The following is a 24,246-nucleotide window of genomic DNA, read 5'->3' on the forward strand; positions in this document are numbered from 1 at the left end:
GACCCATATAATCATATGAAAACTGTAGATCAAATTAGTTTCGCAGGCAAAAAAGCCCTAATCAGGGTTGATTTTAATGTGCCCCTGGATAAAAACTATAAAATTACTGATGATAACCGGATGACGGCGGCGCTGCCAACTATAAAAAAGATTTTAAAAGATGGCGGCAAAGTTATCCTGATGTCGCACCTGGGCAGACCGAAAAGCGGGCCTACAGAAGAATTTTCATTAAAACATGTTGTGCCTCATCTATCCGATCTGTTGGGGCAGCAGGTTGAGTTTGCTGATGATTGTATTGGCGTGCAAGCAGTTGAAAAAGCTAAGAATTTGGGTAACGGCGAAGTGTTGTTATTAGAAAATCTTCGTTTTTACAAGGAGGAAGAAAAAGGCGATGTAGCCTTTGCAGAAAAACTATCGAAATTAGGTGATATATACGTAAACGACGCATTTGGTACTGCTCACCGCGCGCACGCTTCAACGGCAATTATAGCACAGTTTTTTCCTGATGCCAAATATTTTGGATACCTGATGGCAGCCGAACTGGCTAATGCCGAAAAGATCTTGAACGGAGCTGCAAAACCTTTTACTGCTATTATGGGTGGGTCTAAGGTTTCTGACAAGATCCAATTGATAGAAAGATTGCTGGATAAAGTAGATAACCTGATTATCGGTGGCGGCATGGCTTACACCTTTGCTAAAGCAGACGGAGGTAGCATTGGTACTTCGCTTGTTGAAGCCGACAAACTTGATCTTGCCACAAGCCTGGTACAAAAAGCTAAAGATAAGGGTGTAAAACTCTATCTGCCTGTAGATAACGTGGTCGCCGATGCTTTTTCAAACGAAGCAAAAACCGATGTTGCAAAAACCGGTCAAATTCCAGACAATTGGATGGGATTGGATATTGGTCCTGAAACGGTAAAATTATTCAGCAAAGTAGTTGAAGAATCAAAAACCATTTTATGGAATGGCCCAATGGGCGTATTTGAAATGGAAACATTTTTGGTTGGCACCAAAGCTATTGCCGAGGCTGTAGTAAAAGCAACCGAAAACGGAGCATTCTCGCTAATTGGTGGTGGTGATTCTGCGGCTGCGGTTGCTAAATTTAACCTTACTGATGAGGTTAGCTATGTATCAACCGGTGGTGGCGCACTGCTGGAGTATATGGAAGGCAAGGAATTACCGGGTGTGAAGGCTATTAACGACTAAATGATCATAACGAGTTAGTGAGTATAACCATTTAGTGCTCAAATGGATTATACCTTAGTGGTATATAGGTATCCACTTGTTTTATTTATCATATTAAAAAAGGACTTTTCAAGTAGTTGATAGCTGCCCGAAAAGTCCTTTTTAGATTTAGTTTATTTTAACCGATGATACCACATCGTTCGCGTTTGGCAATAGGGTAGTAAAGTTTGAGGTGTTTGATGTACGTATCCACGAAGTACCGCCAAAGTTATTGCTGCTGTACATGGTCACTGTCCATCCGGCCGGTACTTTCATTGAGGACGCCCAGTTGTCAACAAAGCCATAAGCCTGTAGCTGAGCCAGGGTGTAATTGCCCTTTGGTATGTTCCCTGTTGCTGTACCGGCATAATTAATATTTTGGTAAAAATTAACCCCTGCAGTAGGCGTTCCCGTATTAAAAGTGGTAGCCTTACCATAAAGCGCATTTGATATACTGCTTAAGTAAGTATGCGTGTCGGCATTTGGCAGGTTGTAGTACAGGTAAATGCCATAATTATTATTTACAGTTTGTGTAGCCAGTGATGCGGCAGTTGATGAGCTTGTACTTTGAATATTAATAGCTGCCGGCCCAAGGTTACTTGCTGCAAGCCCCGGTACTGCCGGTACTGAGTAGGTGCCATAAATGGCGTTCCAGCTGTAATCAACCTTTGAGCCTACGGTTACACCATTAAAGCTTAAACGAGATGCCGCTGGTCCGTAAAAGTAAAATGAAATAATCTTTGTAGGCATCAACTGGCGTAGTGCCGTAACCAAATAAACAAACGAGCTTGAATTAGGTTGCCCGGTTCCGTTGTTGCCGTAATCAGCGTATTCATCATCAAAGTCAATTCCATCCAGTCCGTAAGTTGTAACCGCGTCGCTCAGTAATTGTGCATATGCGGTAGCGGATGCCTGATCGGGAAAGTTACAAATGCCGGCACCCTGGTGGTTACCTAAAATTGATAGCAGTACTTTAATGCCTTTAGCCTGTAAGGGTTGTATATAGGTTGCCTTATTGCTTAGTACATTGGTTACCTGTGTATTAAAAAATAGTTCGGCTTTTTGGGTTGTGGTATTGTAATTGATATTAGCGGCAAATATAATGGCAATATCAAACAACTGCTCACCGGTTGAAAGGTAGTAATTGCCTACGTTACGGATATCATTATTATTCACCTCCACATAGCAAACACCCTTTGGTCCGCTTACACCAATAGCATTAGTATTGAGTTTTGAGGTGGAGTTTGATTTGATCGATTCGGCAGGAGCGGGAGCGCTTTCTTTTTTACAGGCCGATGTAATAAGTAGCAGTAAGCCAAATAAGGCGGTTAACGTTTTGTTTAGCAGTAAATCAAAATTTGTTCTCATAGTTTTTGGTTGTTTTTAATTTGACAAATAAAAATGTAGAAGCTTGTTTAGCATTCGGTTGATTCATAGGCATGTTTTTAAATTGGTTATTAATACTGAGGTAACTATAAAAGAGGGCAAGCCAGGGCCATAACATGGTTAGTGGCATAGTATTGTTTTTTAATTATGGTATTTACGCAGCCATATACATTGGGGGTTCTGTATATGGGGGATATTGGTTTATAAGGTGACAGAAACTCAATTGGGTACTTGCTCACAAGTTAATTATTATTTATAAAATAAATATTGATTAATAAAAAATATATCAATAGTTTATTTTGAAAGTATAGATCATAGGTTTTGTAACAAAATAGAGGGTTTTCATAAATCCGTTAATGGCGGTTTGTCCTTTTTATTTTATTCAATTACTTTTAAACAATAATCATTTAATATGAAAAAACTTCTACTTATAGCTGTTTGCTTTTTACTTTCAGTTTGCTGTGTGCAGGCTCAGCCTAAAGGGCCTGATGCTGATTATATAAAAGCCAATTACAGTAAATATGAGTACCAGGTACCCATGCGCGATGGCAAAAAGCTGTTCACATCGGTATATGTACCAAAAGATCAAACCAAAAAATACCCTGTCATGATGGATAGAACGCCCTATAGCGTTGCCCCTTATGGTGCTGATGCTTATAAAGGTAGTTTAGGCCCGTCATCGTTGTTTGCTCACGATGGTTATATTTTTGTTTACCAGGATGTGCGCGGTCGTTGGATGAGCGAGGGCATCTACGAAGAAATGACACCTGAAAAAGAAGTACATAAAACCAACAATGATGTGGATGAAGGTACCGATACCTACGATACCATCAATTGGCTGCTAAAAAATGTGCCGAACAATAATGGTAAGGTTGGTGTATGGGGTATTTCATATCCCGGTTTTTATACAACAACAGCGTTGCTGAGCCGTCACCCTGCATTGGTGGCCGCATCTCCGCAGGCGCCTATTGCCGATCTTTACCGGGATGACGCTTTCCATAATGGCGCATTTATGCTGGTGGCCAATTTTGGCTTTTACCCGGGCTTTACCAACAGGCAGGATGATAAGCCAACCCAGCGTCGCGGATCGCGATTTGATGCCGGTACCGAAGATGGCTACGATTTTTTCCTGCGGATGGGTTCGGTAAAAAACTCAAACGATAAATATTATAAAGATACCATCCGTTTATGGAACGAGATGCTTGATCATCCCAATTATGACCAGCATTGGAAGGACCGAAATGTACTTTATCACCTGCACGATATTAAAACCGCGGTACTGGTTACCGGAGGATGGTACGATGCCGAGGACCTGTACGGCGCAATCAATACCTACAAAACGTTGGTTAAGGAAAACCCTAAAACCCCGGTTTACTTTACCATGGGCCCCTGGGTACATGGCGGCTGGGCACGTGGTGATGGCGACCATTTAGGCGATGTTAGTTTTGGCGGCCCGACCGGTCCGTTCTACCGTGAAAAAATTGAGTTCGCTTTTTTTAGTCATTATTTAAAAGGGACTGATTTGAACCTGGAGCCAATATCAACATTTGAAACCGGTGTTAACCAATGGCGAACCTATAAAACATGGCCACCAAAAGAGGCCCGTGAAAAGAATTTATACCTGCTGCCCGGTGGCAAATTATCATTTGATTCTCCTGCCACAGGTGAAAGCTTTGCCGAATTTGTATCAGACCCCAATAAACCGGTACCATTCATCAATACCATTGATAACGGCATGAAACGCGAATACATGACGGGCGACCAGCGTTTTGCTTCGCAAAGACCGGATGTTTTAACCTACGAAACAGACATATTGGACAAGGACCTTACCCTTGCCGGAAACATCTGGGCCAACCTTAAAGTATCAACCACGGGTACCGATGCTGATTGGGTGGTTAAGGTTATTGACGTATACCCCGATTCAACCAAAAACAATAAGTTTACAGGTAAGGAAGTTTACCTGTCTGGCTACCAGCAAATGGTACGTAGCGAGGCTATGCGCGGTAAGTTCCGCAACGGTTTTGATAAACCAGAGCCATTTGTGCCGGGCAAAATAACCCCGGTTAACTTTGAGCTGCAGGATGTGCTGCATACATTCAAAAAAGGGCATAGGCTAATGGTACAGGTACAAAGCACCTGGTTTCCACTTATTGATCGGAATACCCAACAGTTCCAGGACATTATGAAAGCTAAAGACAACGACTTTAAAAAGGCCACCCACAAGGTATACACCTCCAAAAATGAACCGAGCTTTTTGAAAGTTAGGGTGATGGAATAGATTATTTAAATAATAACGAAGCATACTGAGCAGTGAAATTCCGCGGAACTTTGCCGGAGAAATGATACTTTAAAAGGTTTGTCATCCTGAACGGAGTGAAGGATCTATTCGCAGACTGTACAGGGCGAAGAAGCATGGTGGAGAGTAGATCCTTCACTCCGTTCAGGATGACAAAAAGGCGGTGTAGTCTGTAGCATTTCTCCCACGTAAGCCGTAATAGTATAAAACCACCGTTATGACCAGGAAGATATTATTGCTGCTGCTTGTTACAGTTTGCTTATCATGTAAAAAGACCCATCAAAAACCAGGCTGTTCCATAAGTGTATGTACCCAGGAATTTGCAAGCGTAGGCATACGTTTTGTAAATAAAGCAGGTGGTGCTGTAACGGTAACAAATTTTACAGCCAAAAACTTAAGAAGCGATTCATTGATTGTTGCAGGTAGCGGTATCGACCCGGGTTTTTCGCCTGGATTTAAAGCAATTGCAACTGATAATAACTTGGAAGAATTTTCAACCGGGGGCGATGATGTAAGGGTCTCGGCAACCAATCCAACCACCGACCAAACCAAAACCGCCACCGTAAAAATAGCGGGTGGATGCGCGTGCCACATCAGCAAAATTTCCGGACCGGATACGGTAGTTTTTGATTAAGAATTACCTGCTGAAACAGAACTTTTTAAATTGCTGTTTGATGCGGAGATGTTATCCCGTTCATGCGCCTTTGACACTCCTTTTATCACCCCTGGGGTTACTTTACCGGCACCTTTTGCACACCTTTCAAACACCATTTGAATGCCTTTTTATGCTTCCTTATTGTATGTAGTGTACTGATATACAGTAAATTGAATTAAACTTAATTGTTTTCCGGGATTTTGTTTTTTGAAACAATCGGGATGACTATTTCACAAGTTTGGCGCAAACCTCTTTGTATACGCAAATTTACAAAAAATATCCAATAAAATCCACTCTTAATTGGCGAATTCAGGGAAATCGCGTTTAAAATACCTGCATGGCAAATTTTGGCTGAAGCCGCTTTTTGTTCCTTTGCTACCGCCCCATAAATGGGACGGCAATGAACTTTTAGCTACTATAAACGGGGTCAGTCCTTAAATCATTGCCGTTGGGCTTCAGCCAACGGTTAAATTGGCAGAAATGAGTTGGGGCTTTAGCCAAAAAATATTATAGATATTTAAAAGCGATTTCCCTGTTGGCGAATGTATCTGCACCTCAAAACTGAAAAAAATCATCTTGATCTGATACCCCTTACATTCGTGCTAAAAGTACCGGCGAACCATTGGCATTCACCTGGTACAATACATAGTTGCTCCCGTTGTCATTCATTGTCTTTACCATGTGTTTTTTACCGTTCTGGGTCACACTAACTTTCTTCCATTCGGTAGGCACATACGTTTTCATCGTGAATGGTATATTATAAAAACCTTTATTTAAGGGATGGCTTACGCTTACCGCTATGTGCCCATTTTTTAAATTCGATTGTACTTTCGCGCTTTGCCTTTCGCGCATGTATTTGGTAACATCGGCAAAGGTGGCCACCCAAAGCTTATCCTGGTGGTTTTTGATGTAGGTAAAATATTCATTCAATTCGGTAGCTGGCAGGGCTTCCCAGCCTATGCCTTCCACACCATGGTGAGTAAGCACCAGCCAGGTATCGTGGCGGTTCATGGTAGTATCAACCCAGGCTTTCATTAGGGACAGCGGTGTTTTGGTGGTTGCCCCGCGCTGGTACTGTACATACTCTTTATCGGTGTTGCCCGGCGTATCCTTACTGCCTCGGCTAATCTCTTTAAGCCATGGTTCGGGCATACGGTTACGCAGGGCAGGGTAAACCTTGCTTAAGTATTCTACTACACGGTCATTCTCTGTACCAAACGGGCCCTCGGCGCTAAAGGTATAACGCACACCTAAATGATTTAAAATATCCAGCCGGCTTTTCTCCATTTCATACATGATGTTTGGTTCATCAAGCGCGGCCAGGCGGGGATGGGTTATCATATGGCTGGCAAACTCATGACCCTGGACGGCGTACTTTTTGATCTCGGTCCATGTAGTACCGTGCGCATCGTTATACTCAGTATTATGCGCTATGCCCGGCTTAAAATCGCCGTGGCGTACTTTGCTGTAAAGTTCATCTATCACTTTATAGGCGGCTTCGGGTTTGTTATCATCTATTAACGATCCGGCTTTGTAGTGATAATCAAGTGCGCCCACCAGTCCTAAATAACCGGCTGCCGAAGCCCGCTCATAAAAATTGCTTTTATTGGTGGGGATAGTGGCTGTTTCGGTTATGATCTTTTTTACCGGCCGGCCAATAAATTTACCATGATACTGCGAACCCGGGATCTGGCCGGTGATGATGAAAAAAGTGCCTTTTATATGAAGTTTATTCATAATAGGCAGGGCTATTTTAAACTGGTTGATAGAGCCGTCATCCCAGGTAATGGAAACCGCGCCATGGCGATCATGTTGCCAACGGGTGATCTCCGTTTTGCCGGGCTGGGCGCTTAAATAGCTTGTAAATGGCAGTATAACCAAGAAAGTAAGCAGCAATTTTTTCATAACAACAGGTTTATGAAGCTAATATAATTACATCTGCAAGGCTTTTGGCCTTGTAACGAAATAGTTATGGCAATAGGTTGGTTTGATATCTTATTTAAACTAATTCTAAATAAAAGTTGCGAATTAGAAATGTCTTATTATTTTTGCCCCTTAATTAGACTTAGTATAAATAGCATGGCAAATAACCTCTACAATTACATTAAAAAATTTACACTCTTAATTCTATTTATATTTATAAATATCCTGGTTTTAAAAGCCGACGATGAAGGCAATAACGGTAAAATAACCGGTTTTGTTAAAACCAGCGATGGCAAGGCTGCCTCATATGTTGTTGTTGCGATAAAAGGCCTGAATAAAAGTACAACAACCGTTGATGACGGATCATTTACCATTGTTAATGTTAAACCAGGTACCTATACGTTGGTTACCAGTTATGTTGGTACCAAAAGTGAAGAACAAACTGTTACTGTTAATGCAAATCAAACTACCCGTGTTAATTTCACACTGCGCGAAAGTGCCGCACAGCTTAATGAAGTAGTGATATCATCTACAAAAACCATTAACCGCAAAAAACTGAGCGTGGGCAAAATGAATGTTGCACCTATGGATCTGCCTCAAAGCGTTACTGTAATTGGCCGCGATGTATTGGATCAGCAGCAATCTTTACGTTTAAGCGATGTGATCAGGAATGTTAATGGTGTTTACCTGTACAGCGCCCGCGGTAATACCCAGGAAACGTTTGCTTCCAGGGGATATAGTTTTTCGAGCACCAACATGTTCAAAAACGGCTTCAGGGTAAACTCCGGAGTGGTACCCGAGATCAGTTCTTTGGAGCGGGTTGAGATTTTAAAAGGCAGCGCGGCTTTATTATACGGTAATGTTGCACCCGGTGGTATCCTGAATATGGTTACCAAAAAGCCATTATTTGAGCAAGGCGGCAAAGTATCCATGACCTATGGCAGCTATGATTTGTACCGCCCATCGTTTGATGTTTACGGCCCTATATCTTCCAAATTAGCTTACCGCTTAAACGGCACTTATGAAAAAGCAAACAGTTTCCGCGATAATGTAAAATCCGAAAGGGAGTACATCAACCCTTCGTTCCTGTATAAAGTAAGCGATAAAACAACCATTATTGTTGAAGGTGATTACCTGAACTATGATTTTACCCCCGATTTTGGTACCGGGCAAATCAATAATGTAATTGCCAATATACCGCGTAACCGATACCTGGGCGCATCATGGTCAACCGGTAATACCAAACAAAGTACGGCTACCGCTACCATTAATCACCAGATAAATAGTTTATGGCAAATAAGCGGAGGGATCTCTTACCAGCACTTTAACAGGCAATACCAAACAACCGAGCGCGTGCTGCCAGATGCAAGCGGCGACTGGGGCCGTACCCTGAACCGGGCAAAAACACTGGAAGATTATTACACCGGGCAGCTTAATGTTACCGGCCAGTTCAATACAGGTTCCATTAAACACAATATTTTAGTAGGTGTTGATGCGGATAGGTACAACAATACTGCTTATACTTATGTGGCTAACATTGATAAAGTGTCGAGTTATTGGGATCAGGGTACTGCTATAAAACCTGTGGTTTACGATTCAATTAATATTTTTAATGTAGATAAATATAATTTGCGTACAGACAAACCTGTGATGAATCCCTTGTATAGAATATTAACAAAAACTAATCGTTTCGGTGCTTATTTTAATGACCTGATCAGTATTTCTGATAAAGTTAAAGTGCTTGCAGGTATTCGCTGGTCATACCAATACATAGCGCCAACAGTAGTAGCCAACTATTACAATACGACTCCGCCATTGGCTACGCCTGCAAAGAGCAAAACCGACAAAGCATTTTCTCCAAGAGTGGGTATAGTTTACAAGCCGTTAACCAATACTGCGTTGTTTGCCAGCTACTCCAACTCTTTTATAACCAATACTGGTTCAGATGTTAATGGTAACCCACTTGATCCATCAATAGTTGACCAATATGAGGCTGGTATAAAAAACGATTTCCTGAATGGTAACCTATCAGTGAACTTCACAGCATATCGTATCATCAATAATAACCTTGCCCAAACTGCACCTTTTTTGGCAGATGGAAGTGCAAATATCAATGGTAATATTAAACAATTAATAGGGCAAACAAAAAGCGATGGTGTGGAGCTTGATATAGCAGGGCATCCTGTAAAAGGGCTTGATCTGTTAGCCGGTTATAGTTATACTAATGCAAGGTATAGCAAAACCCCTCAATCATTTGCGAGTAACATAGCAGGGCAGCCCTTATTGAATGTGCCAAAGCATACAGCAAATGCCAGTGCTTTCTATAATTTTTATGATGGTAGCCTTAAAGGTTTCAAAGTGGGTGCATCGGTATATTACCTGGGCGACCGTATTGCCGGTAATGCTAATACAGTTGGACAAACACAAACTATATCAAGACTGGTTAACGTACCGGGCTTTACCACGGTTGATGCATCGGTAGGGTATACCTATAAAAAGATTTCTATTATTGGTAAGATCTCCAATATCGGTAACATATTAAATTATAACGTCCACGAAAATTACAGTATCAACCCAATACCACCAAGGCAGTTTTTAACTACCCTGGCTTATAGTTTTTAAGGCATAAAGCTGTATAAGAACCATGCATAGTAACGATGGGTTTCAAACCCATCGTTATGGTTAAGATATAAAAGAGAATACACCGGGATGCGCTTTGGCGCACCCGGTTTTTATAATTAAAAATGATGAAAGTATTTTTCCGCACCATTCACCTTTACCTGAGCCTTGCGGCGGGTATTGTCATTTTTTGTTCGTGTGTTACGGGCACTGTGCTGGTGTTTGAAAAAGAGATTGAGCATAGCCTGCACCCTAAACGTTACTATGTAGAGCCGCAGCAAACGCGGATGCCATTGGCACAGCTGATAAAAGCCGCGCTGAAACAAGCGCCCAAAGCAAAATTTGCTTCGGCCATGGTTTATAGCGATGCCGGTAGAACCGTGGAGATTGGTGTGATGGTGCCCGAGAAAAAAGACAAAAAAGAAAAATCGGCCCAAACCGGGAAAAGTAAACCTGCAGCAGCTGCGCAGGGTAAAACCGATAAAGGCGCCAAGGAAGGCGGAAAGCCAAATTTAACCGTTTTTGTAAATCCATATACCGGCCAGGTAACGGGCGAGTATAACCGCAGGCAATCGTTCTTGTTTTCAGTGGAGATGTTTCACCGGTTTTTGTTAGCCGGGAAGGATAGCGTGGGCGATTGGATAGTTGGGATCTCAACCCTGCTTTTCCTGTTCATACTGATAACAGGAGTAATACTCTGGTGGCCAAAAACAAAAAACATTATGCGGCAGCGGCTAAAAATAAAGTGGGATGGCAGCACCAAACGGCTGGTGCATGATCTGCACATAGTTACCGGCTTTTATACCTCGGTTTTTTTGATAGTAATTGTTTTAACCGGGTTAGTTATGTCGTTTGAATGGGCCAACCAGGCATTGTTTGCCATAACAGGTTCAAAACTTGTAAAAGGGCAGCCAAAATCGCCGCAATCAAAATACCAGACGGGTTCTGAGATTTTAACTGTTGATGCCGCATTGCAAAATGTAGCAGCTAAAACCAAGGTTGCCGAATACTATACTGTGCGTGTTCCGGGAGATTCAACCGGGACCTATAGCATCAATATTTTACCCAAAGGTGCATTGGAAAACACGGCCGATACTTATTATGTAGATCAGTACAGCGGCAGTTTGGCCGGTGCGCAAATGTTTGCTGCTAAAAGCTTAGGTCAGCGTGTAAGAGCATTGGTGAAGCCCGTACACACCGGTTCGGTATACGGTTTACCTACCAAGGTTGTCAGTTTTGTAGTTTGTTTACTATCGCTCATATTCCCGGTAACCGGGGTAATGATGTGGCTTAACCGCACACGGAAAAAGAAAAAACCGGCAGGTAAGCTGCAATTGGTGTAAGTGTTTTATGGTTCTTGAAATAGTTGTTTGTGAGGACACCAACAACCTGATTAAAAGGTTTTCGGGTAAAGACGTTAAGAAAATAAGTAAATCATTTTGAGTCTCTGCGAGAAAAAACCGGAAGCGCGAAAAACCACTTAAACAAATTCAAAATGCGTTAATTTAGGTGGGTTATTAAGAAACTTAATTTTTTCTTCAATAAGATCGTATCCCCTCTGCATTTTTAACCAGAAATCTGCATTGCCTCCAAAAACCTTCTCAATTCGCAAAGCTATGTTGGGTGTAATAGAGCCTTTGCCATTGGCAATTTTGGATAGGGTTAACCGGGATACATCCAATAAATCAGCAGCCTTGCTAATACTTAATCCATTTGCTTCTATGACATCCTCCTTTAAAATTATACCCGGATGGATATTTGTGTTATATGCTCTTTCCATTTTTAATAAATTTAATGTGTATCTAAATAATCTAAATCAAAAGCGTGTCCATCTTCAAAGCGAAAAATAATTCTCCAATTTCCCGAAATATCGAGTGACCAAAAACCATTTAAATCACCTTTTAGTGGATGTGGCCGTAAATGTTTAAAAGTTTCTAAGTCTTGTGGTACTTTTTCTAAATATTCAATAATGTTTAAAATCTTGTTGATTTTATGTACATATTCGGATTGCAGTTTACTGGAATCTCCTTTTGTCCAAAACAATTTCAAACCTTTATGCTGTACAGATTTTATCATCCTCTAAACCGACAATTTGTATATTGTAAATATACAGTATGCGGTTCAGCAAAGCAAATAATTTTAGCTTGAGAAACACAACTATAGGCTTAACATGCTATTTACTTACTCCTTCCAGGATACTAAAAGGCGACATTGTTGGTATTACCCTGGTTAACTTAAGGCCGGCATTGTCAAACAATTGCCTGTATTCCTTTTCTGTTCGTTCGCAGCCAGGCAGGTATTGCAACATCTGTAAATCAAGTAGTTTTGCAGGCGATGGTTCATTTCCTTCGGGTACTACCATTTCTACTACCAGTACCTTGCCACCGTATGTCATTGCTTTACGGCAATTTTGGAGCAAAGTAATACATTGCTCATCATTCCAGTCGTGAATAATATGCTTCATAATATAGGCATCGCAGCCTTTCGGCACACTTTTAAAAAAATTACCCCCTAACAGCTCACACCTGTCTGATACGCCATGTGCCGTTAACAGCTTTGCCGCTTCAGCAACAATAGCCGGCATATCGTATAATACACCTTTTACCGTACCATATTTGGCAAGGATGGATGCCAGTAAAAAACCGTGTCCGCCGCCTACATCTGCCAATACCGAAATGGAAGAAAAATCATAGCCATTCACTACGGCAACACTTGAAAAAGCGCTATTGCTTGTCATGGCATCATTAAATACCCTGCCAGCTTTCTCATTGCTCCAAAAATAATCAAAGGCAGGTATGCCGTGCACTTTTTCAAAAGAAGGCTTCCCGGTTTTTACGCTATAGGGTAATTCGGCCCAGGTTTGAAACTGCCAGTCGGTAGTAATCATTTCTGCAAAAGCCCGTAAACTGCCCTGGGCATCGCTACGTAAAGGCTCGGCTAAAGGTGTAAGGGAAAATCGTTTTTCAGCATCTTCTGAAAATACGCCGGCGCCGGCACACGCCCGCATTACCCGGTAAAGAGAACGGGCATGAACACCTGTTTGCTGTGCTAATTCTTCCGGTGTTTTTGCTCCGTCTTTTAAAAGATCGGCAATGCGCAATTCTGCGCATACACTAATTGCACGTGATACAGCAAAGCCAAAAAGCAATTGCATTAATTGAACCGGAGGAGGGGGTTCTTGTATCATAAATAATTGTTTTATAATGGTATAGCAATTTACAATAAACTTTTGGTAATTAATGGGGGTTTAAAAATGATAATAAATGTTTCCCGGCTTTGTGAATTTTCTATCGCGGGATGCCTGTGGTGGGTTGGGCTTGCCGGGGATATTTATATGCAGAACTAAGCATATTTATTTTGTTGAGCCAACTCGCATTAAATACCCTGATTCTGATTTTAAACCCGATCCCAACGGAGATTTTGAATTTAGGCGCATAGCCCAAAACCCGCCAAAAATGTTGAAAACTTTTGGTGGTAAAAAGTGGTAATTTGTGGTAAAAGAGAACTACTTTTACCTATTAAATTAAGCCATAGTCTGATAATGCCGCATTTAACCGGAGAATTTGAATGTAAACTGGATGCCAAAGGGCGGATGATGATCCCTGCGGGCCTCAAAAAGCAGCTTCCTGAAGCTGACGGCGAGGGCCTTATGATCAATCGCGGCCTGGAGAAGTATCTTGTTATTTACACGAAATCCGAATGGGATAAAAGACTGGACGAATTAAGCAAACTTAACGAATACGACCGACAAAACCTGCGTTTTATACGCTATTTCACCGGTGGCGCCACGGCTTTAATGCCTGATGCAGCCGGCAGGGTGTTGTTGCCAAAAGGGCTGCTTGATTTTGCGGGTATTGGTAATGATGTGGTTTTAACTTGTGTATTAAACAAAATTGAGGTTTGGGATAAGGCTGCCCATACCGAAATGATAAATAATGAGCCTGATAATTTTGCCGAATTGGCGGAGGCGGTAATGGGTAGTAAAGCAAGGAGGATAGATGAGTGAGTACCATACACCGGTAATGCTGCAGGAGTGCATCGAAGGGCTTGACATTAAAAAGGATGGCACCTATGTGGATGTAACGTTTGGCGGCGGCGGGCATTCGCGCGAGATCATGAAGCATTTGGGGCCCGGAGGCACTTTGCTTGCTTTTGATCAGGATGCTGATGCGCAGCAAAATGCAATTGAAGATGAGCGATTTGTTTTTATAGATCAGAATTTTAGGTATTTAAAAAACTTTTGTCGTTTGCATGGCGCCATTCCGGTTAATGGGATCCTGGCTGATCTGGGTGTATCATCATACCAGTTTGACCAGGCCGAACGCGGTTTTTCTATCCGTTTTGATGCCGAGCTGGATATGCGCATGAACCAGTTAGGCGACCTAACGGCTAAGGATGTTGTAAATAATTATACCGGCGCCGAGCTGCATCGCATTTTTGGGATTTATGGCGAGATCCAAAATGCAAAATCGCTGGCCGAAACTATTGTTACCGCAAGGCTTAACGCCCCGATCGTAACCATAGCCGATTTGAAGAACGCGATAAGTGCACGCATCCCGAAGGGAAAAGAAAATAAATACCTGGCCCAGGTTTTCCAGGCCCTGCGTATTGAGGTTAACCAGGAGTTGGAAGCCTTGAAGGAATTTTTGGTACAAAGTGCAGAGGTATTGGCTGTTGGTGGCAGGCTGGTAGTAATGAGCTACCATTCGCTGGAAGACAGGCTGGTAAAGAATTTTATCGCCAAAGGCAAGTTCAGCGGCGAAGTAGAGAAAGATTTATACGGTAACAATAATAAACCGCTTGATGCTGTAAGCCGCGGGGCAATCACAGCATCGGCAGATGAGATAAGTAACAATAACAGGGCACGGAGCGCTAAATTAAGGATAGCTGTAAAAAGATGACCAATCGTTTGCGTACAGAAATTCCGGAAGAGGAAGAAGAAGCGGAAGAACTGGTTGTGGAGGAAAGAACCCGAAGGGAAATTCCTGACAACTTTTTTACGCAGTTTTTCACCAAACGCTTTATTAGTAGCGAGAAGGCTACTAATGCGTTGCCATTTGTGCTGTTCCTGGCTTTTTTGGGTATGGTATACATTGGCAACATGCACCTGGCCGAAAAAACTATCCGTGATATTGATGATCTTACAAAAGAAGTAAAGGAGCGGGGCTGGGATTTTAAAACCACCAAAGCCGAAATGGCTTTTAAAAGTACATTAACAGAAGTGGCCAAACGTGCCGATACCATAGGGATAAAGCAATCTGTTGAGCCGCCAAAAAAGATAATAGTGAAGGAGGATAAAGATGAAAATTAGAACCAATATACTACTGCGGGTATACATCGCTTTTGGGTTGGTGGTGTTTTTTTCATTTGCGGTTGTTGTACAACTTTGCCGGGTACAGTTTGTGCAAGGCGCAAAGTGGAAAGCTAAGGCTGTAAATATGTCGGCACAATTCAGGGATGTTGAGGCAGCGCGCGGAAATATTTTTTCTGAAGATGGCAGCCTGCTGGCTACATCGGTACCAGAGTACGAGCTGCATATGGACATGCTGGCCGGGGGGATAGCTGCTGATAGTGTTTTTAATGATAAAGTTGATGTACTGGCTGCAAACCTATCCAAAATGTATGGCGACAGAACAACCCGCGAATATTCAAGGGTGCTTCGCGATGCCCGCCGGGAAGGCTCGCGTTACCAGTTATTAAGACGCAGGGTAACTTACCAGGAATTAAAAAAGATTCGCGAGTTCCCGATATTTAAAAGCCGTAAAACCAAAAACTGCCTTATTGTTTTACAGCAGAATAAGCGTATCCTGCCCTTCCGTTCATTAGCGGCCCGTACCATTGGCTATAAAAACGAGAATGTTAAAAACCCGGTAGGTCTTGAAGGTGCTTATTCCTCATTTATCAATGGTGAAAACGGCAGGCGTTTAATGCAGCGTATTCCCGGTGGTACCTGGATGCCTGTAAATAATGATGAAGATGAGATAGCTGCTAAAGACGGAGCTGATATTATATCAACCATCAATGTAAACTTCCAGGAGATGGCTCAAGCTGCACTTTTGAAGCAACTGGATTCAAGCGCGGCCGATCATGGTTGCGTGGTGTTAATGGAAGTAGCAACCGGCGAGGTGCGTGCCATTGCCAACTTTACGCGGTCAAAAGATGGTTTGTACCAGGAAAAAATGAACTACGCTATCAGCAATGCTATTGATCCGGGTTCAACCTTCAAGCTGGCATCATATATGACCATGCTTGATCAGCATAAACTGGATACAAATACCATTGTAAATGCCGAAGGCGGGAGATACAAATTTGCCAAGGGCCCAACTATAACGGATACGGAGCATGATAACTATGAAATGAGTGTTAAACGTGCTTTTGAGGAATCATCAAACGTGGCGGCTGCAAAGCTGGTATATGGTAATTATAAAGATAACCCGTGGCAGTTTATCAATAAGCTGTATAGCTACCATTTAAATGAAAAGCTTGGATTGCAGATTCCCGGCGAAGGCAGGCCTGTAATAAAAAATCCATCAAACCGCAGCTGGAACAAATATTATACCCTTCCCGAAATGGCCTACGGTTACGAAATGAACATTACGCCCCTACAGATGCTCGCGTTCTACAATTCGGTGGCTAATAACGGCAAAATGATAGCCCCCATTTTTGTACGGGAAATCCGCAGGATGGGTAATACCATTGAACAGTTTAACGCCAGGGTTATTAATGAAAAAGTATGCTCGGATGTTACTTTGGGTAAAGTAAGGGGTATGCTCGAGGGGGTTGTGCTTAATGGTACCGGCAAAAATGTAATCAAAAACAAACTGTATAGCGTGGCCGGTAAAACAGGTACCGCGCAGGTAGCCGATGGTATAAAGGGTTATAAAATGAAAAGATACCAGGCATCCTTTTGCGGGTATTTCCCCGCCGATCATCCTAAATACTCTATGATAGTGGTAATTAATAACCCTACAAGAGGCGCTTACCTGGCTGCAAAAGTTGCCGGCCCGGTTTTTAGGCAGGTTGCCGATATGGTTTACGCCAACGATATGGAGATAAACCAGCCAACGCCCGTACGCTTTGTTGGCAATACATCATTGCCGAAAGTAAAACAGGGTAATTTAAAAGCATTAAAACATGTGTACAGTAAATTGGGTGTAAAACCACTTTACGCATCGGCAAATGCCGTAAATAATGGGGTTGATACCAGCAATGGTATTCCGTTTGAGGAAGTAAGATATAAGGAAGGTACTGTTCCAGGCGTTACAGGAATGGGCCTTAGCGATGCCTTGTATGTTTTGGGCAATGCAGGTTATAAAGTAACGGTACGCGGCAGCGGCATGGTAACCACGCAATCGGTTACGGGCGGCAGCTTAATACCAAAGGGATCACGCATAACAATTGAGCTTCAATGAAATATTTAAGTGATTTATTGGATGGATTAGCCTTTACAGAACTGCAGGGTAGTGCGGATGTGGAAATTACTTCGGTAACTTTTGATTCGCGGCAGGTAATTCCAGGATCGTTGTTTGTTGCCGTAAAAGGGACATTGGTTGACGGGCACGATTATATTCAGCAGGCTATTAAAAAAGGAGCTATCGCGGTTATATGTGAAGATCTGCCTGCCCATACTGCGGCTGAGGTTGATTTTTTAATGGTTGCCGATTCTGGCAAAGCCTTAAGCCTGGTTGCGGCCAATTTTTATGATAATCCATCGGGACAATTAAAACTGGTAGGTATTACCGGAACCAATGGTAAAACTACTATAGCTACACTATTGTATCAGTTGTTTCGCGATCTGGGTTATAAGTGCGGCTTATTATCAACCGTCGAAAACCAGATCAACGGCCAGGTGATCCCATCAACCCATACTACACCTGATCCTGTCGAGCTTAACCGCTTGCTTGAAGAGATGGTAGCACAGGGCTGCGATTATTGCTTTATGGAAGTGAGCTCACATGCGGTTGCACAGCATAGAACAGCTAACCTGCAATTTTCGGGTGGTGTGTTCACCAACCTTACACATGATCACCTGGATTATCATAAAACCTTTGATAGCTACCTGAAAGCTAAAAAAACATTTTTTGACGGTTTGCCAAAAAGCGCATTCGCCCTTACCAACAGCGATGATAAGAACGGCAATGTAATGCTGCAAAATACGCCGGCTCACAAAAAAGCCTATGGCTTAAAAAGCATGGCCGATTACAAGGCCCGTATGCTTGAAAATCAGTTTGGCGGTCTGTTGCTACAGATAGATAATGAAGAAGTATGGTTTAAAATGGTAGGTACATTTAATGCGTACAACCTGCTGGCCGTTTATGCAACCGCCATGCTGTTGGAGCAGGATAAAGCCAAAGTACTCACCAGCCTGAGCAAATTAACAGGTGCCGAAGGTCGCTTTGAATATATAGTTGCGCCAAATAAGGTAATAGGCATAGTTGACTATGCCCATACGCCCGATGCTGTGCAAAATGTATTGAGCACGATACACGATATCCGCAAGGGTAACGAAAAGGTGATAACCGTAATAGGCTGCGGCGGCGACAGGGATAAAACCAAACGCCCCATCATGGCACGTGTAGCCAGCGAATGGAGCGACAAGGTGATCCTTACTTCAGATAATCCGCGGTCGGAAGATCCGGCTCAGATCATCAAAGATATGATTGAAGGTGTCGACCCTGCTTTTAAAAGGCATACCGTGAGTATTGTTGACAGGAGGGAGGCCATTAAAACTGCCTGCATGCTAGCTCAACCGGGCGATATCATTTTAGTAGCGGGCAAAGGCCACGAAAAATACCAGGATATAAACGGAGTGAAAAATCACTTTGATGATATGGAGGAGTTAGAGGAACAATTTAAGCTGTTAGTCTGAATCAGAATTTACAGAATTAAAGAATTAGCAAGATCCAGGAAATCACTTTAATCGGTGAAATCAATATAAAAAATCGGCGTAATCAAAAAAGAGCATGTTATATTATTTGTTTACTTACTTAAATAAAAACTACAGCATTCCTGGATTCGGGGTATTTCAGTATATCACGTTCCGTACGGCTTTGGCTGTTATAACATCGCTGCTGGTTACCACAGTTTACGGTCGCCGGTTAATTGATTACCTGCGTTTCAAACAGGTTGGCGAAACAGTAAGGAATCTTGGCCTGGAAGGCCAGATGCAAAAATCGGGTACACCCACAATGGGTGGGCTTATTATTTTGCTGGGTATTTTGGTGCCCACATTATTATTTGCCAAGTTGGGTAATGTATATGTTATACTGATGATCATCACTACAGTTTGGCTTGGCGCTATCGGCTTCCTGGATGATTATATAAAGGTTTTCAAAAAAAACAAAGAAGGTTTAGCCGGAAAGTTCAAGATCATTGGTCAGGTAGGGCTATCACTTATTGTCGGATGGACGATGTATTTTAATGCAAGCATTGTGATACGACAGGAAGTTAAGCTGCCAGTGAAAGCTGATGTTCCGGTTGATTTTCATTTGAAGCGTAATGTACCTGTTTATACCCAGGATGTACGGTCGACCAAAACAACTATGCCTTTTTACAAAAACAACGAGTTTGATTATGCCAAGGTGCTTAAGTTTATAGGTAGCGACTATGAGCAATACGCACTGGTAGTATTCCTGTTTTTTGTGATCATCATTATCACCTTTATCTCCAACGGGGCAAATATAACCGATGGTATTGACGGCCTGGCGACGGGAACGTCGGCCATCATCGGGATTACGCTGGCTATACTTGCCTATGTATCCGGTAACGTGGAGATAGCCGATTATCTTAACATCATGTTCATCCCCAACTCGGGCGAGCTTGTGATTTTTGCAGGGGCATTTGTAGGGGCCTGCGTTGGGTTTTTATGGTATAACTCGTACCCGGCGCAAGTGTTTATGGGGGACACAGGTAGCCTCGCGATAGGTGGTATCATTGCAGTTTTCGCTATCGTGATCCGAAAGGAATTATTGCTGCCGGTATTATGTGGCGTGTTTTTGGTCGAGAATATATCGGTTATTATGCAGGTAGGCTGGTTTAAGTATACCAAAAAGAAATTTGGAGAAGGACGCCGGGTGTTTTTAATGGCGCCGTTGCACCACCATTACCAAAAGAAGGGCTTCCATGAAGCCAAAATCGTTACCCGGTTTTGGATCATCGGGATATTGCTGGCGATAATAACGATTATAACGTTGAAATTGAGATAAAGCCCCCCAACCCCCTAAAGGGGGAGCAAAAAGTAAAGTTGATATTAGAATAAAAAAATAAAAAATGAACCAGAACAACAACATACCCAATCAAAAGCACCCCCTTCAGGGGGCGGGGGGGGCTGTGCGCCTTGTTGTTCTTGGCGCCGGCGAAAGTGGTGTGGGGGCGGCATACCTGGCCAAACAGCAGGGGTATGATGTGTTTGTGTCTGATTTTGGAGCTATTGCAGATAAGTACAAAAAACAACTGGAAGACTGGAAAATCAGCTTCGAGGAGAAACAACATACGGAGGAATTGATCCTGACAGCGGTTGAAGTGATTAAAAGCCCCGGGATCCCGGATAAAGCTCCGATTATTAAAAAGTTGAAAGAGAAAGGGATTCCAGTAGTGTCGGAGATAGAATTTGCAGGCAGGTATTGCAACGCGAAGATCATCGGTATTACAGGATCTAACGGTAAAACTACCACCAGCAGCTTAACATACCACATTTTAAAAGATGCGGGTTTAAATGTTGGTCTGGCGGGTAACATAGGTAAAAGCTTTGCTTACCAGGTGGCTACCGAAAAGTTTGATATATATGTGCTTGAGCTGAGCAGCTTTATGCTTGATGATATGTTTGAGTTTAAGGTAGATATAGCGGTTTTGCTCAATATCACACCCGATCATTTAGACAGGTATGATTATAAGCTGGAAAATTACGCAGCATCCAAATTCAGGGTAACGCAAAATCAAACAGCTGCCGATTATTTTATTTACTGTGCCGACGACCCGGAAACCATAAAAGGGATGGCCGGGAGGAAGTTTGAGGCACAGCTATTACCCTTTTCCATTGAAAAAAAGATTGAAACGGGAGCATATCTCGAAAACGACAATATTGTCATAAACACAAATCAAGAACATTTTACAATGTCAATTAAAGAACTGGCCCTGCAGGGTAAGCACAACATTTACAACTCCATGGCATCGGGTATTGTAGCCAGGGTGCTGGAGTTGCGCAACGAAACGATGAGGGAGAGCATGGGCAACTTTAAGGCCATTGAACACAGGCTTGAGTTTGTTGCCAATATCTCTGGTATCCGCTTCATTAACGATTCAAAGGCTACCAACGTTAACTCAACCTGGTACGCTTTAGAAAGCATGAGTAGCGATGTAGTACTGATATTAGGCGGCGTTGATAAGGGTAACGACTACGGTATGCTTAAAGACCTGGTTAAGCACAAAGTAAAATCGATAGTGTGTTTAGGTAAAGATAACAAGCGCATCCACGATGCATTTGAGGATGATGTACATGTGATAGTAAATACGTTTTCGGCCCAGGAAGCCGCCCAGGTAGCATACCATCTGGCTTCCAAAGGCGATACTGTACTGTTATCACCGGCATGCGCAAGTTTCGATCTGTTTAAAAATTATGAAGACAGGGGAAACCAGTTTAAAGCAGCGGTGCGGGAATTATAGGGAATTTGAAAATTTGAGTATTTGAAGATTTGAAAATGGATCGGTGGGATTAAATTAAATCGGTGGAATCATAAAAAAATGCATAGGATATTAGAAAACACAAAAGGCGACCGGTGGATATGGCTGATAGTTATATTGCTTTCTGTTATATCCTTGTTGGCGGTATATAGTTCAACCGGCACGCTGGCTTATAAGCGGGGTGTAGGGGTCGAGTCGATATTAATGAAGCACCTGGCTATGGTGGTAGGGGGTATTATGCTGATGTATATCTCGCATAAGCTGGATTACCGCTACTACGCTGGTCTGTCGAAAATTATGATGATTGTTACTATCCCGTTGCTGCTGTATACGCTGGTATTTGGCAGCCATATTAACAATGCAAGCCGCTGGATCAATATCCCGGTAATAGGCCTAAGCTTCCAGACATCCGATTTAGCCAAATTGGCTTTGATTACGTACCTGGCTCGTACCCTATCGCGTAAGCAGGAAAATATCAAGGATGTAAAGGAATCGTTTTTGCCGATAATGGGTTCGGTTTGCCTGGTATTTATACTGATAGCGCTGGCTAACTTATCAACCGCGCTGATGTTGTTTGGCGTAAGCATTTTGCTGTTGATTATCGGCCGTATCAGCATAAAGCAGATAGCCATTGTATGCGGGGCAGGGTTTATATTATTATTAGGAGTTATTTTTTTAGGACCCAGAAGGCATACTTATGTTTCGCGGGTTAGTACTTTTCTACATCCCGATTCAACCAAGACGGATAAATCATTCCAGGCCGACCATGCCAAAATAGCCATTGCCAGCGGCGGTATTTTTGGTAAGGGGCCGGGTAACAGTACTGAAAGGAATTACCTGCCCGAGTCATACTCGGATGAGATCTATGCCATCATAGTAGAAGAGTATGGTTTAGTTGGTGGTTTTACCCTGGTAGGTATATACCTGTTTTTACTATACAGGTGCATTAAGATAGTAACAAAAGCGCCAAAGGCATTTGGGGCTTTACTGGCTTGTGGGTTAAGCTTTAGTTTAGCCATTCAGGCATTCGCAAATATGGCTGTAGCCGTAGGTCTTGGTCCGGTAACCGGTGTGCCGCTGCCATTTGTGAGTATGGGTGGTACCTCTATACTGTTCACAAGCGTGGCGTTTGGGATCATACTATCGGTAAGCCGTGATATTGAAGAGCCGAAGAAGGTAGTAGTAGGAGAGATAAGGACGGCTTAGGTGGTGAGTGGTGAGTGGTGAGTGGTGAGTGGTGAGTGGTGAGTGGTGAGTGGTGAGTGGTGAGTGGTGAGTAAGAAAATGGCGGGTCAATTTAGGATTTAGAGATTAGAGTTTAGCGTTTAAAAACATGGCAAAGAAAATTATCATCAGTGGTGGCGGAACAGGAGGACATATCTTCCCGGCTATTGCTATTGCCAATGCTTTAAAAAAGATAGACCCGGCTACCGAGATTTTGTTTGTGGGGGCTTTGGGTCGTATGGAAATGGAGAAGGTTCCGGCAGCCGGGTATAAGATCATTGGGTTGGATATCCGGGGCATTCAGCGCGATTCTATCTGGAAAAACGTAATGTTCCCGGTTAAACTGGTAAACAGTGTACGCAAGGCCCTGCAGATCATTAAAGATTTTAAACCCGATGCTGCTGTGGGTGTTGGGGGCTATGCTTCCGGTCCGCTGTTGTATGCCGCATCAATGAAAAAAATACCGTACCTGATACAGGAGCAAAACTCCTATGCAGGTATTACTAATAAATGGCTGGGTAAAGGCGCCAAAAAAATATGCGTTGCTTTTGATAATATGGAGCAGTTTTTTCCTGCTGGTAAAATCATCAAAACAGGCAACCCTATCCGCAAGGATGCGGTGAACATTGCCCGCAAGCACATGCAGGCGCTTGAGTTGTTTAAGTTATCAACGTTTAAAAAAACCATACTGATAACCGGGGGCAGCCTGGGTGCGCGTACTTTGAATAATAGTATCATGGCTGGTTTGGATAAGCTGATAGCTGCAGATGTGCAGATTATCTGGCAAACCGGTAAGTTTTATTATAAAACGATCATCGAAAAACTGGGTGATAGTTATCATCCGGATGTTAAAATAACGGAATTTTTAAGCCGTATGGACCTGGCTTATGCCGCTGCCGATATCATTATATCAAGGGCGGGGGCTGGTACAATTGCCGAGTTATGTATGGTTAAAAAGCCCGTGATCCTGGTGCCTTCGCCAAATGTGGCCGAAGATCACCAGACTAAAAATGCTTTGGCACTGGTACAAGAAGATGCGGCCATTTTTGTAGCCGACAGAGATGCCGAAGCCAAACTGGTTGACAGGGCCCTTGAATTGCTGAATGATAAACAATTGCAAAAGAAACTAAGCACCAACATAGGTAAAATGGCCATGCCGGATGCCGATGAGGTGATAGCTAAAGAGCTTATACAATTAACAAATAACAATTAAAATTATGGTTCTCTTCTCCCAAAAGAG

The 24,246-nt window shown here is 42.7% G+C and carries 20 protein-coding genes; 15 read left to right on the plus strand and 5 right to left on the minus strand.

What is annotated here, in order from left to right; genetic code table 11:
• Positions 1–15 precede the first annotated feature (15 nt).
• Positions 16–1,206, plus strand: a complete 1,191-nt coding sequence (locus AC1DO4_RS22950; protein ID WP_477419901.1) for a phosphoglycerate kinase — start codon at positions 16–18, stop codon at positions 1,204–1,206.
• Between the two features lie 147 nt (positions 1,207–1,353).
• Here AC1DO4_RS22950 and AC1DO4_RS22955 read toward each other — a convergent pair whose 3' ends face one another.
• Entirely contained in the window at positions 1,354–2,592 is a 1,239-nt protein-coding gene (locus AC1DO4_RS22955; RefSeq protein ID WP_477419902.1) for an endo-beta-N-acetylglucosaminidase H, read from the minus strand.
• A 430-nt stretch (positions 2,593–3,022) separates the two neighbouring features.
• On the opposite strand from AC1DO4_RS22955, the gene AC1DO4_RS22960 reads away from it, so the two are divergent.
• Together AC1DO4_RS22960 and AC1DO4_RS22965 are read left to right on the plus strand one after the other, a co-directional pair.
• On the plus strand, positions 3,023–4,888 hold the full coding sequence (locus tag AC1DO4_RS22960) for a CocE/NonD family hydrolase (protein ID WP_477419903.1): 1,866 nt from the start codon (positions 3,023–3,025) through the stop codon (positions 4,886–4,888).
• A 235-nt stretch (positions 4,889–5,123) separates the two neighbouring features.
• On the plus strand, positions 5,124–5,540 hold the full coding sequence (locus AC1DO4_RS22965; RefSeq protein ID WP_477419904.1) for a hypothetical protein: 417 nt from the start codon (positions 5,124–5,126) through the stop codon (positions 5,538–5,540).
• A gap of 612 nt (positions 5,541–6,152) precedes the next feature.
• Here the strand turns inward: AC1DO4_RS22965 and AC1DO4_RS22970 are convergent.
• The gene (locus tag AC1DO4_RS22970) at positions 6,153–7,466 is read right to left on the minus strand and encodes a polysaccharide deacetylase family protein (RefSeq protein WP_477419905.1); all 1,314 of its coding nucleotides are present in this window, start codon (positions 7,464–7,466) and stop codon (positions 6,153–6,155) included.
• Positions 7,467–7,640: 174 nt separating this feature from the next.
• Between AC1DO4_RS22970 and AC1DO4_RS22975 the strand changes: the two genes are divergently transcribed.
• Both AC1DO4_RS22975 and AC1DO4_RS22980 read left to right on the plus strand, forming a co-directional pair.
• Entirely contained in the window at positions 7,641–10,106 is a 2,466-nt protein-coding gene (locus AC1DO4_RS22975; RefSeq protein WP_477419906.1) for a TonB-dependent siderophore receptor, read from the plus strand.
• A gap of 122 nt (positions 10,107–10,228) precedes the next feature.
• Positions 10,229–11,446 carry a PepSY-associated TM helix domain-containing protein gene (locus tag AC1DO4_RS22980; RefSeq protein ID WP_477419907.1) on the plus strand — a complete coding sequence of 406 codons (1,218 nt, stop codon included), beginning with the start codon at positions 10,229–10,231 and terminating at the stop codon, positions 11,444–11,446.
• 137 nt (positions 11,447–11,583) lie between these two features.
• Here AC1DO4_RS22980 and AC1DO4_RS22985 read toward each other — a convergent pair whose 3' ends face one another.
• From AC1DO4_RS22985 to AC1DO4_RS22995, 3 genes are all read right to left on the minus strand, one after another.
• Positions 11,584–11,883, minus strand: coding sequence for a HigA family addiction module antitoxin (locus tag AC1DO4_RS22985; RefSeq protein ID WP_477419908.1), 300 nt, complete (start codon positions 11,881–11,883; stop codon positions 11,584–11,586).
• Between the two features lie 11 nt (positions 11,884–11,894).
• Positions 11,895–12,179, minus strand: coding sequence for a type II toxin-antitoxin system RelE/ParE family toxin (locus AC1DO4_RS22990; RefSeq protein ID WP_477419909.1), 285 nt, complete (start codon positions 12,177–12,179; stop codon positions 11,895–11,897).
• A gap of 97 nt (positions 12,180–12,276) precedes the next feature.
• Entirely contained in the window at positions 12,277–13,290 is a 1,014-nt protein-coding gene (locus tag AC1DO4_RS22995; RefSeq protein WP_477419910.1) for a methyltransferase, read from the minus strand.
• Between the two features lie 76 nt (positions 13,291–13,366).
• Between AC1DO4_RS22995 and AC1DO4_RS23000 the strand changes: the two genes are divergently transcribed.
• The 10 genes from AC1DO4_RS23000 (at position 13,367) to murG (ending at position 24,219) form a co-directional block, all read left to right on the plus strand.
• Complete coding sequence (locus AC1DO4_RS23000) at positions 13,367–13,591, plus strand: hypothetical protein (protein ID WP_477419911.1); 225 nt, start codon at positions 13,367–13,369, stop codon at positions 13,589–13,591.
• 53 nt (positions 13,592–13,644) lie between these two features.
• Positions 13,645–14,109: a division/cell wall cluster transcriptional repressor MraZ gene (gene mraZ / locus AC1DO4_RS23005; RefSeq protein ID WP_477419912.1), complete on the plus strand. Its 465-nt coding sequence runs from the start codon at positions 13,645–13,647 to the stop codon at positions 14,107–14,109.
• Positions 14,102–15,004, plus strand: coding sequence for a 16S rRNA (cytosine(1402)-N(4))-methyltransferase RsmH (gene rsmH / locus AC1DO4_RS23010; protein WP_477403466.1), 903 nt, complete (start codon positions 14,102–14,104; stop codon positions 15,002–15,004). The genes mraZ and rsmH overlap by 8 nt, the downstream gene beginning before the upstream one ends.
• On the plus strand, positions 15,001–15,414 hold the full coding sequence (locus tag AC1DO4_RS23015) for an FtsL-like putative cell division protein (protein WP_477403468.1): 414 nt from the start codon (positions 15,001–15,003) through the stop codon (positions 15,412–15,414). The genes rsmH and AC1DO4_RS23015 overlap by 4 nt, the downstream gene beginning before the upstream one ends.
• Complete coding sequence (locus AC1DO4_RS23020) at positions 15,404–17,515, plus strand: penicillin-binding protein (RefSeq protein ID WP_477419913.1); 2,112 nt, start codon at positions 15,404–15,406, stop codon at positions 17,513–17,515. Before AC1DO4_RS23015 ends, AC1DO4_RS23020 begins: the two co-directional genes overlap by 11 nt.
• Positions 17,512–18,972: a UDP-N-acetylmuramoyl-L-alanyl-D-glutamate--2,6-diaminopimelate ligase gene (locus AC1DO4_RS23025; protein ID WP_477419914.1), complete on the plus strand. Its 1,461-nt coding sequence runs from the start codon at positions 17,512–17,514 to the stop codon at positions 18,970–18,972. The genes AC1DO4_RS23020 and AC1DO4_RS23025 overlap by 4 nt, the downstream gene beginning before the upstream one ends.
• Before the next feature lie 94 nt (positions 18,973–19,066).
• Positions 19,067–20,308: a phospho-N-acetylmuramoyl-pentapeptide-transferase gene (gene mraY / locus AC1DO4_RS23030; protein WP_477403474.1), complete on the plus strand. Its 1,242-nt coding sequence runs from the start codon at positions 19,067–19,069 to the stop codon at positions 20,306–20,308.
• A gap of 64 nt (positions 20,309–20,372) precedes the next feature.
• Positions 20,373–21,764, plus strand: coding sequence for a UDP-N-acetylmuramoyl-L-alanine--D-glutamate ligase (murD, locus tag AC1DO4_RS23035; protein WP_477419915.1), 1,392 nt, complete (start codon positions 20,373–20,375; stop codon positions 21,762–21,764).
• A gap of 78 nt (positions 21,765–21,842) precedes the next feature.
• The gene (locus AC1DO4_RS23040) at positions 21,843–22,988 is read left to right on the plus strand and encodes an FtsW/RodA/SpoVE family cell cycle protein (RefSeq protein WP_477419916.1); all 1,146 of its coding nucleotides are present in this window, start codon (positions 21,843–21,845) and stop codon (positions 22,986–22,988) included.
• Positions 22,989–23,115: 127 nt separating this feature from the next.
• Positions 23,116–24,219 carry an undecaprenyldiphospho-muramoylpentapeptide beta-N-acetylglucosaminyltransferase gene (gene murG, locus AC1DO4_RS23045; protein WP_477419917.1) on the plus strand — a complete coding sequence of 368 codons (1,104 nt, stop codon included), beginning with the start codon at positions 23,116–23,118 and terminating at the stop codon, positions 24,217–24,219.
• The last annotated feature ends 27 nt before the right edge of the window (positions 24,220–24,246 follow it).

The sequence above is a fragment of the Mucilaginibacter sp. P5_A6 genome, assembly GCF_056400585.1.

Excerpts from the sequence above, each read along its gene's own strand:
- AC1DO4_RS22975 (WP_477419906.1), top strand. The coding sequence starts at position 7,641 with ATGGCAAATAACCTCTACAATTACATTAAAAAATTTACACTCTTAATT.
- AC1DO4_RS23025 (WP_477419914.1), top strand. The coding sequence starts at position 17,512 with ATGAAATATTTAAGTGATTTATTGGATGGATTAGCCTTTACAGAACTG.
- AC1DO4_RS23000 (WP_477419911.1), top strand. The coding sequence starts at position 13,367 with ATGTTTCCCGGCTTTGTGAATTTTCTATCGCGGGATGCCTGTGGTGGG.
- AC1DO4_RS22970 (WP_477419905.1), bottom strand. The coding sequence starts at position 7,466 with ATGAAAAAATTGCTGCTTACTTTCTTGGTTATACTGCCATTTACAAGC.
- AC1DO4_RS22990 (WP_477419909.1), bottom strand. The coding sequence starts at position 12,179 with ATGATAAAATCTGTACAGCATAAAGGTTTGAAATTGTTTTGGACAAAA.
- AC1DO4_RS23015 (WP_477403468.1), top strand. The coding sequence starts at position 15,001 with ATGACCAATCGTTTGCGTACAGAAATTCCGGAAGAGGAAGAAGAAGCG.
- AC1DO4_RS23040 (WP_477419916.1), top strand. The coding sequence starts at position 21,843 with ATGCATAGGATATTAGAAAACACAAAAGGCGACCGGTGGATATGGCTG.
- rsmH (WP_477403466.1), top strand. The coding sequence starts at position 14,102 with ATGAGTGAGTACCATACACCGGTAATGCTGCAGGAGTGCATCGAAGGG.
- AC1DO4_RS22965 (WP_477419904.1), top strand. The coding sequence starts at position 5,124 with ATGACCAGGAAGATATTATTGCTGCTGCTTGTTACAGTTTGCTTATCA.
- AC1DO4_RS22950 (WP_477419901.1), top strand. The coding sequence starts at position 16 with ATGAAAACTGTAGATCAAATTAGTTTCGCAGGCAAAAAAGCCCTAATC.
- AC1DO4_RS22995 (WP_477419910.1), bottom strand. The coding sequence starts at position 13,290 with ATGATACAAGAACCCCCTCCTCCGGTTCAATTAATGCAATTGCTTTTT.
- murG (WP_477419917.1), top strand. The coding sequence starts at position 23,116 with ATGGCAAAGAAAATTATCATCAGTGGTGGCGGAACAGGAGGACATATC.
- mraZ (WP_477419912.1), top strand. The coding sequence starts at position 13,645 with ATGCCGCATTTAACCGGAGAATTTGAATGTAAACTGGATGCCAAAGGG.
- AC1DO4_RS22960 (WP_477419903.1), top strand. The coding sequence starts at position 3,023 with ATGAAAAAACTTCTACTTATAGCTGTTTGCTTTTTACTTTCAGTTTGC.
- AC1DO4_RS22980 (WP_477419907.1), top strand. The coding sequence starts at position 10,229 with ATGATGAAAGTATTTTTCCGCACCATTCACCTTTACCTGAGCCTTGCG.
- mraY (WP_477403474.1), top strand. The coding sequence starts at position 19,067 with ATGTTATATTATTTGTTTACTTACTTAAATAAAAACTACAGCATTCCT.
- AC1DO4_RS22985 (WP_477419908.1), bottom strand. The coding sequence starts at position 11,883 with ATGGAAAGAGCATATAACACAAATATCCATCCGGGTATAATTTTAAAG.
- murD (WP_477419915.1), top strand. The coding sequence starts at position 20,373 with ATGAACCAGAACAACAACATACCCAATCAAAAGCACCCCCTTCAGGGG.
- AC1DO4_RS23020 (WP_477419913.1), top strand. The coding sequence starts at position 15,404 with ATGAAAATTAGAACCAATATACTACTGCGGGTATACATCGCTTTTGGG.
- AC1DO4_RS22955 (WP_477419902.1), bottom strand. The coding sequence starts at position 2,592 with ATGAGAACAAATTTTGATTTACTGCTAAACAAAACGTTAACCGCCTTA.